7 protein-coding genes are annotated in these 8,244 nt (G+C 38.1%); 4 read left to right on the top strand and 3 right to left on the bottom strand.

Going from position 1 to position 8,244, the window contains the following annotated elements; all coding sequences use genetic code 11:
- Nucleotides 1–122: 122 nt before the first annotated feature.
- Together ACFQ19_RS11910 and ACFQ19_RS11905 are read right to left on the bottom strand one after the other, a co-directional pair.
- Nucleotides 123–1,289, bottom strand: coding sequence for a BglG family transcription antiterminator (locus ACFQ19_RS11910; RefSeq protein WP_379592324.1), 1,167 nt, complete (start codon nt 1,287–1,289; stop codon nt 123–125).
- Between the two features lie 228 nt (nt 1,290–1,517).
- On the bottom strand, nt 1,518–2,318 hold the full coding sequence (locus ACFQ19_RS11905; protein ID WP_379592322.1) for a Cof-type HAD-IIB family hydrolase: 801 nt from the start codon (nt 2,316–2,318) through the stop codon (nt 1,518–1,520).
- Between the two features lie 259 nt (nt 2,319–2,577).
- On the opposite strand from ACFQ19_RS11905, the gene ACFQ19_RS11900 reads away from it, so the two are divergent.
- Nucleotides 2,578–4,299, top strand: coding sequence for a pyruvate oxidase (locus ACFQ19_RS11900; RefSeq protein ID WP_379592320.1), 1,722 nt, complete (start codon nt 2,578–2,580; stop codon nt 4,297–4,299).
- Nucleotides 4,300–4,381: 82 nt separating this feature from the next.
- Here the strand turns inward: ACFQ19_RS11900 and ACFQ19_RS11895 are convergent, their stop codons facing one another.
- Entirely contained in the window at nt 4,382–5,341 is a 960-nt protein-coding gene (locus tag ACFQ19_RS11895; RefSeq protein WP_379592318.1) for a LacI family DNA-binding transcriptional regulator, read from the bottom strand.
- Between the two features lie 121 nt (nt 5,342–5,462).
- Here ACFQ19_RS11895 and ACFQ19_RS11890 point away from each other — a divergent pair, with 121 nt between their 5' ends.
- From ACFQ19_RS11890 to ACFQ19_RS11880, 3 genes are read left to right on the top strand one after another with little or no spacing between them, the layout of a single operon-like run.
- The gene (locus tag ACFQ19_RS11890; RefSeq protein ID WP_379592316.1) at nt 5,463–6,461 is read left to right on the top strand and encodes a TRAP transporter substrate-binding protein; all 999 of its coding nucleotides are present in this window, start codon (nt 5,463–5,465) and stop codon (nt 6,459–6,461) included.
- Nucleotides 6,454–6,945 carry a TRAP transporter small permease gene (locus tag ACFQ19_RS11885; protein WP_379592314.1) on the top strand — a complete coding sequence of 164 codons (492 nt, stop codon included), beginning with the start codon at nt 6,454–6,456 and terminating at the stop codon, nt 6,943–6,945. The genes ACFQ19_RS11890 and ACFQ19_RS11885 overlap by 8 nt, the downstream gene beginning before the upstream one ends.
- Nucleotides 6,942–8,237, top strand: a complete 1,296-nt coding sequence (locus ACFQ19_RS11880) for a TRAP transporter large permease (RefSeq protein ID WP_379592312.1) — start codon at nt 6,942–6,944, stop codon at nt 8,235–8,237. Before ACFQ19_RS11885 ends, ACFQ19_RS11880 begins: the two co-directional genes overlap by 4 nt.
- Nucleotides 8,238–8,244: the final 7 nt, after the last annotated feature.

Raw genomic sequence — 8,244 nt, 5'->3', positions numbered from 1 at the left:
TCATATCTTGCTTTCCATTCTGTTCTTTTTTCTGCATTTGTCATCGCATAACCTCCGTATGATTTTCTATGGAGATTATCTCATGCGTGGTTTATAACTTGTAGGTGGGGATTATTTGACGCTTACAAGGTAATAAATAACCATTCCATTTCATTATTAAATGGAAGACCTTCTTTCATTCCGATATTTTTCATGACATTTTTTACAACGGTATAAATTTCTTCATGAACTGCTTTTATATCTTTAAAAGTTTCTTTTGTAATTAAACTAGTAATATCGTAATCATCTTTTGTCATGGTTGTTTGAAAATGCAAAGCAAGATGTTTAAATAGCTCTTTATCTAATGTAAGATTGATTTGAAGAAGTTTACTTATTTCTTTTATACACGTATTTACGATAATATCTAGGTCGACTTGATAACCTTGATAAACCACTTCATTTTTTATTAAGTTACTACGGTAAATTTGCTTCGAAAGAAACACTACCTCTGAAGGCGGAATTAATATATTAAAATACTTTTCTAAAATCACACAGTTGTTATCAATAATTTCCACTTCATAGTTATGTTTAGAGTTTAAATCCTTAGCATTTATCATCACTTTTTTTCCTTGCTGTATCCTTTTGGTAATTGTTTTCACAATTGGTATCAGTCTTTGAAAACTACTATAGGAAATTTCAATCATTAATTCCTCTTCCACTTTTCTAATCCAATAATTTAAGATAGCCAGTTCATCATCATTAGATGCTTCTAAATCATAGTTATATTGTTCGAACAAGTCGATGAAACGAAAATATAAAATTCTTAGCTTCTCCTCTTCACCCGATAAATAAAGCCCTTTATTTTTTTCGAAAAGGATATCTATGTTCATTTCCATAGCCATCTTTTTTAATTTTTTCAGGTCATTATTTATCGTACTTCTACTTACAGATAATTCTTTTTCCAGGCTTTCTATCGTGATTCTTTGTTCGCTCCAAAATAATTTATTATATAAAAATCCTAATCGGTAGGTAGGCTCTTCCCAGTAATCAATTTGTTTTTCAGATTGCTTATGCATTGTATCTAATGCATGTTGAATGGTTGTCGATTGTTCATTTTGAATAGAGTAATTGATAGTGGTTTCTTTTTTTAAGTTTGTTAAATCATTTTCCGTTAAAAAAACATCAATTTTCGCTAAATCATTTCGGATTGTTCTTTCTGTAACTCCCAGTAATTGCGCTGTTTCTTCTAAGTTTACTTTTCCTTTTTCCAGTAATAGATTTAAAATTAATTTACTCCTTTCATTTAGCATGTCTATCCTCCTTATAGTTTTATTATTTAACAAAATAACTCTAATAAAAAGTTCAAAAATTTTCTTTGGTTTGGAAGCGCTTTATACACATCATTAAAAACTAGTGCATGTACTCTTATTTTTGAGTACATGCACTAGTTTTCGTATAAGCCGAACAAAAAAATCGAACTTTTCCTCACCTGCATAAAATACAGAAAAAGTTCGATTTATTGTTTTCTCCTTATCCCCTTATTCAGCTTTCTCATCCTCCAGCTGGTCAATCAATCCACACAGCTTCAATCCTTCTGCAACTCCACCATCATCTGCTGCATTTGTAACATAAGTAGCCGTTTCTTTCACTTCTTCTACAGAATTCCCCATGGCTACCGATGTTTTCACAAATTCAAACATTTCCAAGTCGTTTAATCCATCACCAAAAGCATAGGTGTTCTCTTTGGATAATCCGGTGAGTTCTAAGAATTTCTTGATGCCTGTAGCTTTGGAGACGCCTTTGGAAAAGACATCACAGTTGTAGGGAGAATTGCGGACAATATGAAGCTCTGGAAACTTCTCCTCAAACTCCTTTTCTCCCTCTTCGATAAATATTTCGACTTGGTAAACCGGCTTATTCATATACACGTCATCATCGACAACAGGAATCTTTCTGCCACTATATGCGCAGTCCTTTTTTAATAAATCGGATTGATCGTTTGTCGTGTAAATTTGCTCGGCTGTGTGAAAACAGAGTGTAACATCCCTTTGTGCTGCATAATCTCCCAGTTTTTTTAATTGAACCGGGTTGATTCGGTTACGGTAGATAACATCACCTTCATGTACGATGAATTGCCCATTCATTAATACGGCAGAGCCAATACCCGTTGCTGCTCGTATTTTCTTTGTTTCAAATGCGGGTCTGCCAGTTGCAAGTACTGGTATACCGTCATTTTCAATGAGTTTTTCAATTGCTTTTATACTGCTTTCAGCTACTTTATTCTCACTTGTTAATAATGTCCCGTCTAAATCGAAAAAAACAACAGGTCTCTTCGTCATTTCTGGCCCTCCTCACATGCCCTGATGGAGTAATCATAATTGTACTCCTTATTCTAAAAGATAATGAGATGAAAAGCTAGGTTTTCGATATTTTTCAAAATAGTTTCCACTTCCATTTTTTCCTATTCCTTCTAGTTTCATGCACGCAATATTGTGGAATAAATAAAGTAAGCGAAAAAAGAACTTTGGCAAATATTTTTACAGTTGTTCTATGCTATCAATACAACAATCTAAAGCCTCACAAAAAGGAGACATGTTTATGTTTGATGATCGAGCAGGAAAAGTACTTGTCGATTTACTGGAAAAATGGGGTGTAAACCATATTTATGGTATGCCCGGTGATTCCATTAACAATATCATGGAAGAGTTGCGCAAAGCAGCCGAAAATATCAAATTTGTGCAAGTGCGTCATGAAGAAGCTGGAGCGCTTGCGGCTTCTTCTTATGCAAAATTAACCGGAAATCTTGGTGTTTGTCTATCCATTGCCGGTCCAGGTGCAATTCATTTACTAAACGGCTTATATGATGCCAAGGAAGATGGTGCTCCCGTCCTTGTACTGGCTGGACAGGTTCCGACTGATCAGATTGGCACAGACAGCTTTCAAGAAGTGAATATGGAACGCCTTTTTGATGATGTAGCCGTTTATAATAAAGAAGTTGCCTCCGAAGAACAGCTGCCTTCGATGGTTAATCAAGCTATTCGTACAGCTTATGCGGAAAAAGGAGTTGCTGTGCTGACCTTGCCCGATGATATTCCGACTGAAAAAATTAAAAATAAAGTGCAGAAAAATGCGGTCATGTATGAGACACCTTCCCTTATGCCAGAAACCAGCGCGCTAGAGGAAGCTGCTGATGCAATCCAGCAAGCGAAAAAACCGATTATTCTAGCGGGAACCGGCGCGAAGAAAGCGAAGGAAGAGCTGGCAGCATTTTCTGATACAATTGCCGCTCCTGTTGTTATTTCCCTGCCTGCTAAAGGGGTTATGGCGGATGAACATCCGAACTTTCTCGGCAACCTTGGCATGATTGGTACAAAACCCGCCTATGAGGCAATGGATGAGGCTGACTTATTGATTTTACTCGGTACATCATATCCATACTCCGAATTCTTACCGGAAGATACCACGTGTATCCAGATTGATAAAGAACCATTACAAATTGGTAAAAGGTATCCGGTTGATATCGGTGTTGCTGGAGATGCGAAAAAAACACTCACTTGGTTGAATGAGCAGCTTCCCCGCACAGAAAGACGTGATTTCTTAGAAAAATATCAGGAGAAAATGAGCAGTTGGTGGAAAGAAATGAGAGCGGACGAAGAGCAAACTTCCACACCAATTAAGCCGCAGCAGGTTATCCGTGCTGTACAGGATATCGCTGATGATGATGCTATTCTTTCTGTTGATGTGGGTAATGTCACCGTCTGGGCAACACGGCATTTCCGTATGAAAACAACGCAGGATTTCCTTATTTCCAGCTGGCTCGGAACGATGGGCTGCAGCCTTCCTGGGGCAATCGCCAGTAAAATCGCTCATCCCGACAGGCAGGTAATCAGCCTTGCTGGCGACGGCGGTTTTTCAATGAATATGCAGGATTTTCTGACGGCTGTCAAATATCAGCTGCCAATGATTATCGTTATTTTTAATAATGAACAAATCGGCATGATTAAATACGAGCAAGAATCCGCCGGACACTTGGATTATAAAACGGCTTTAGAGAACTTTAACTTTGCTCAATTTGCCGAAGTATGCGGTGGAAAAGGCTATCGCGTAGAAAAATTTGAAGATCTCAAACCGGCTCTGGAAGCAGCTGCCTCTTATAATCAACCGACGATTGTAGATGTTTGTATAGAGGATGAGCCGCCAATTCCAGGAAAGCTTTCTTATGACCAAATAACAAATTATTCAAAGCAAACCATTAAAAAACTGTTTGAGAAGGGTAAATTAGAACTGCCGCCGATTCGTAAAGGGTTGAAGCGGATGTAGCAGCTGGATTGTCTCTCAAACAAGGACATGTCATCTCTTATTGAATAAGCTTTCCCATGCATCACACTGGGAAAGCTTCTTTTTACTTCTTCTCATGAAATTGTAAGGATGGATAGAGATCAATCACTTCAGGATTATTTTCACTTCCTGTTTCAATACTCCTGGTCAGGTGCTTCACAAGACTGGAGGCAATTTCCTCAGCCGGAACACCGACAGAATATATTGGTGTTTCAATGGAATTGAATTGTTTGATATTATCATAAGCAACAATAGTCTTCTGTAAATCTAATTCATCCACGTGGTGCAAAACCCCCATAGCAATATCATAGCTGCCACAGATAACTCCATCATGCAATGTTTCTGTTTTTAGAAACCTTTTAACTGCTTGTTTGGCAGCCATTTCAGTCAAACCGCCTGAGTCAATGAGCCGGTAATTGACTTGCTTCTCCTCACAATATTTTTCAATCGTTTCTTGTTTTACAATCTGCCGGATATCGTTCGTATGAAGTTCGCCGATATAATCAATATTTTGGTGTCCCTTTTCAATGAGTAAATCCACCGCCTGCTTCATTGCCCAATTATGATGCACATTAATAATTGGATAAGGTAACTCTCGAGCAACCCCGTAAGCAATAACGGGAATATTATTTGTTATTTTTTCCGGCAACGTGGTGCTCTCTCCTTCATCAAAGACAATCACGCCATCAAAACGCAATTCTAAAAATTTACTTGCCGCTCTAACCGGATTATCAATCGAAACCACCATAAAATATCCAGCCTGTTTCAATGCTTCGTTCACATGTGTTGCCAACGTTGTTATTGCAACTCTATCCACTGCCGGCCAAATCAAACCAATGGTATGACTTTTATTGGATACAAGTGATCTGGCAGAATTATTCGGAATATAATTCATTTTATCCGCTTTTTCTTTAATTTTTCTCTTTGTGGCTTCTGTAACGAGCGGAGAGTCCTTCAAAGCCTTGCTTACTGTAGAGTAACTCACGCCGCATTCTACTGCAATATCCTTTAACGTGACAGCCATTTCGATGCTCCTTCAAATTATCTATTGATTTTTATGTAATATCATTATATCATAAACAATAGATTGATAAATTTTTTTACACAAAAATAACAACGTTGTTATTATATAAAGGAGGAAAAGCATGCGTATTTTTTTATTAGGAGTTGTAAGCGTTTTAACATTGTTGACGGGTTGCGCACAATCATCAGAATCGTCTGAGACAGAAGAATTTACTCTTGCTCATAACATGCCTGCAGACCACCCTATTCATGAATCGTTGGTTGATTTTCAAAGAATACTGGAAGAAAAATCAAATGGAAATATGAAACTTCGAATTTATGGAAATGAACAGCTTGGCAGTGAAAGAGAGGCCATTGAAATGACACAAACCAATGCCATCCAATTCACAAAAGTATCAGCAAGTGCATTGGAAGGGTTTTCTGAATCCTATTCGCTTTTTAGTATGCCTTATTTGTTTGATTCACAGGAACAATATCGCGAAACGATGAAAATGCCGGAAATTCAAGATGCTTTTTATAACAAAACAGCAGATAACGGGTTTATTGGTATTACTTACTATGATGCTGGTGTCAGAAATATGTACACCAATGATCGTATTTTGGAATCAAATGATGATATGCATGGATTAAGAACTCGAGTGCAGCCTAGCCAAACAAGTGTGCAAATGATTGAAGCGCTTGGTGGTACACCTACACCAATGGGTTTTGGTGAAGTATATACTGCTTTGCAATCCGGCATGCTGGATGCAGCAGAAAATAATGAGTCTGCGTTGACGGATAATAATCATGGTGAAGTGGCCAAGCATTACTTCTACACGGAACATGCAATGGTTCCTGATATTCTGATTATGAACGTAGATGCCTTTAACGACCTATCTGAACAACAGCAAGAATGGGTTCAGGAAGCAGCAGCTGAATCTACAGAGCTCCATGAACCGCGTTGGGACGAAAGTATGGAAGAAGCACGTGAAATTGCCGAAGAAGAAATGGGCGTTACCTTCCATGATGTTGATAAAAGCAGCTTTATGGAAGCGGTTGAACCATTACAGGAAACTTTCCAGCAAAACGAAGCTACCAAAGAACAGTATGACTTAATTATGGGAGAGAATGACAATGAATAATATTAAAAAATATATTGATAAAATTCTTCTCGTGCTTACCGGGGTCTTAATTGCTGTTATGTCCGTCCTGTCTGTTTGGCAAGTAATGGCTCGATACATTCTAAATACGCCAAGTACAACAAGTGAAGAAGTTATACGTATGCTTTTAATCTGGTTTTCATTAACTAGTGCAGCCTATGTTTTTGGACAACAAAAGCACATTGCGATTGTCTTTGTTCGCGATAAGCTTCCCGTAAAAGGACAGCTTTGGCTGCTCAGGCTATCCAATATAATCTTATTAATTCTGGCTTTAATCCTTATGATTTGGGGCGGCATACAAGTTGTTGATTTGACTATGACACAAACAGCACCATCTACAGGTGTATCGATGGCGTTGATGTATGGAGCACTTCCTATCTCTGGATTGTTTGTGATATTTTACGCCATTTATAACCTTATCTACGGAAATATCATGTCATCGGAGGAAGGGAGTGAACAACCATGACGCTAATCGCAGGACTTGTATTATTTATTTCCTTTTTTATCATGTTACTGCTAAGTATACCCATTGCCATATCCATTATTTTAAGTTCCATACTGACTTTGCTTTTGATTCTGCCATTTGATGTCACGATAATAACGGCAGCCCAGCGAATGATTACAGGAATCGATAACTTTACGATGCTTGCCATTCCTCTGTTTGTTCTTGCAGGAATTTTAATGAATAATGGTGGTATTGCGTTTCGTCTCGTCAATTTTGCAAAAGTATTAGTAGGTCGCATGCCTGGATCTTTGGCACATACGAATGTTGTCGGGAACATGCTGTTTGGGTCGATTTCAGGTTCCAGCGTTGCTGCAGCTGCAGCGATGGGACGCATTATGGGACCGCTTCAAGATAAGCAGGGATATGGAAGAGAATATTCCGCAGCAGCTAATATTGCTTCTGCTCCAGCTGGTCTGTTAATTCCACCAAGTTCCATGTTAATTGTATATTCCCTTGTCAGTGGTGGCACTTCCATTGCAGCCCTCTTCATGGCGGGGTATATTCCAGGTATCTTATGGGGAGTTACCGGGATGATTGTAGCGTATGTATTAGCGAAGAAGAACAACTATCCTGTTTCCGAAAAAATCGGCTGGAAAGATCGACTCTTTCTTATTCTCGATGCAGTTCCAAGTCTATTACTAATTATTATTGTAATTGGCGGTATTGTTGGCGGTATTTTTACAGCAACAGAAGGAGCAGCCATTGCTGTATTATATGCTTTTGTTCTTTCACTGATTTATAAAAGCTTTAAACTAAAAGATATCCCTAACATCGTCAAAGAAACCGTTGAAATTACAGGGATGATTTTGTTATTAATTACTGCTTCGGCATTATTTTCGTTAGTGATGAGTTTCACTGGGTTGCCGGAAGCTATTTCAAATGGAATTCTGTCATTAACGGATAATCCAATTCTGTTACTGCTTTTAATGAACATTATCTTGTTGCTTATCGGTACATTTATGGATATTACACCGGCAGTACTTATTTTCACACCAATTTTCCTTCCGATTGCCACATCAATCGGTCTGGATCCAGTACATTTCGGTATTGTGATTGCATTCAACTTGTGTATTGGTAACATTACACCTCCAGTAGGAAGTGCCCTGTTTGTTGGGGCAAGTGTGGCCAATGTAAGGATTGAAAGTGTTATTAAGACACTCATTCCGTATTTCATTGCACTCGTTATTATGTTGCTGGCTATTACATTTATACCGCAATTGACGATGTTCTTACCAAATTTATTTAATCTATAAAAATAAG

It is taken from the genome of Oceanobacillus locisalsi, assembly GCF_042675985.1.
Taxonomy (GTDB): Bacteria; Bacillota; Bacilli; order Bacillales; family Amphibacillaceae; genus Oceanobacillus; species Oceanobacillus locisalsi.
This window is presented reverse-complemented; position numbering and strand designations above follow the sequence as displayed.

What these genes read in the sequence shown, in the direction of transcription:
- ACFQ19_RS11910 (WP_379592324.1), bottom strand. Translation starts at nt 1,289, where the DNA reads ATGCTAAATGAAAGGAGTAAATTAATTTTAAATCTATTACTGGAAAAA.
- ACFQ19_RS11905 (WP_379592322.1), bottom strand. Translation starts at nt 2,318, where the DNA reads ATGACGAAGAGACCTGTTGTTTTTTTCGATTTAGACGGGACATTATTA.
- ACFQ19_RS11900 (WP_379592320.1), top strand. Translation starts at nt 2,578, where the DNA reads ATGTTTGATGATCGAGCAGGAAAAGTACTTGTCGATTTACTGGAAAAA.
- ACFQ19_RS11895 (WP_379592318.1), bottom strand. Translation starts at nt 5,341, where the DNA reads ATGGCTGTCACGTTAAAGGATATTGCAGTAGAATGCGGCGTGAGTTAC.
- ACFQ19_RS11890 (WP_379592316.1), top strand. Translation starts at nt 5,463, where the DNA reads ATGCGTATTTTTTTATTAGGAGTTGTAAGCGTTTTAACATTGTTGACG.
- ACFQ19_RS11885 (WP_379592314.1), top strand. Translation starts at nt 6,454, where the DNA reads ATGAATAATATTAAAAAATATATTGATAAAATTCTTCTCGTGCTTACC.
- ACFQ19_RS11880 (WP_379592312.1), top strand. Translation starts at nt 6,942, where the DNA reads ATGACGCTAATCGCAGGACTTGTATTATTTATTTCCTTTTTTATCATG.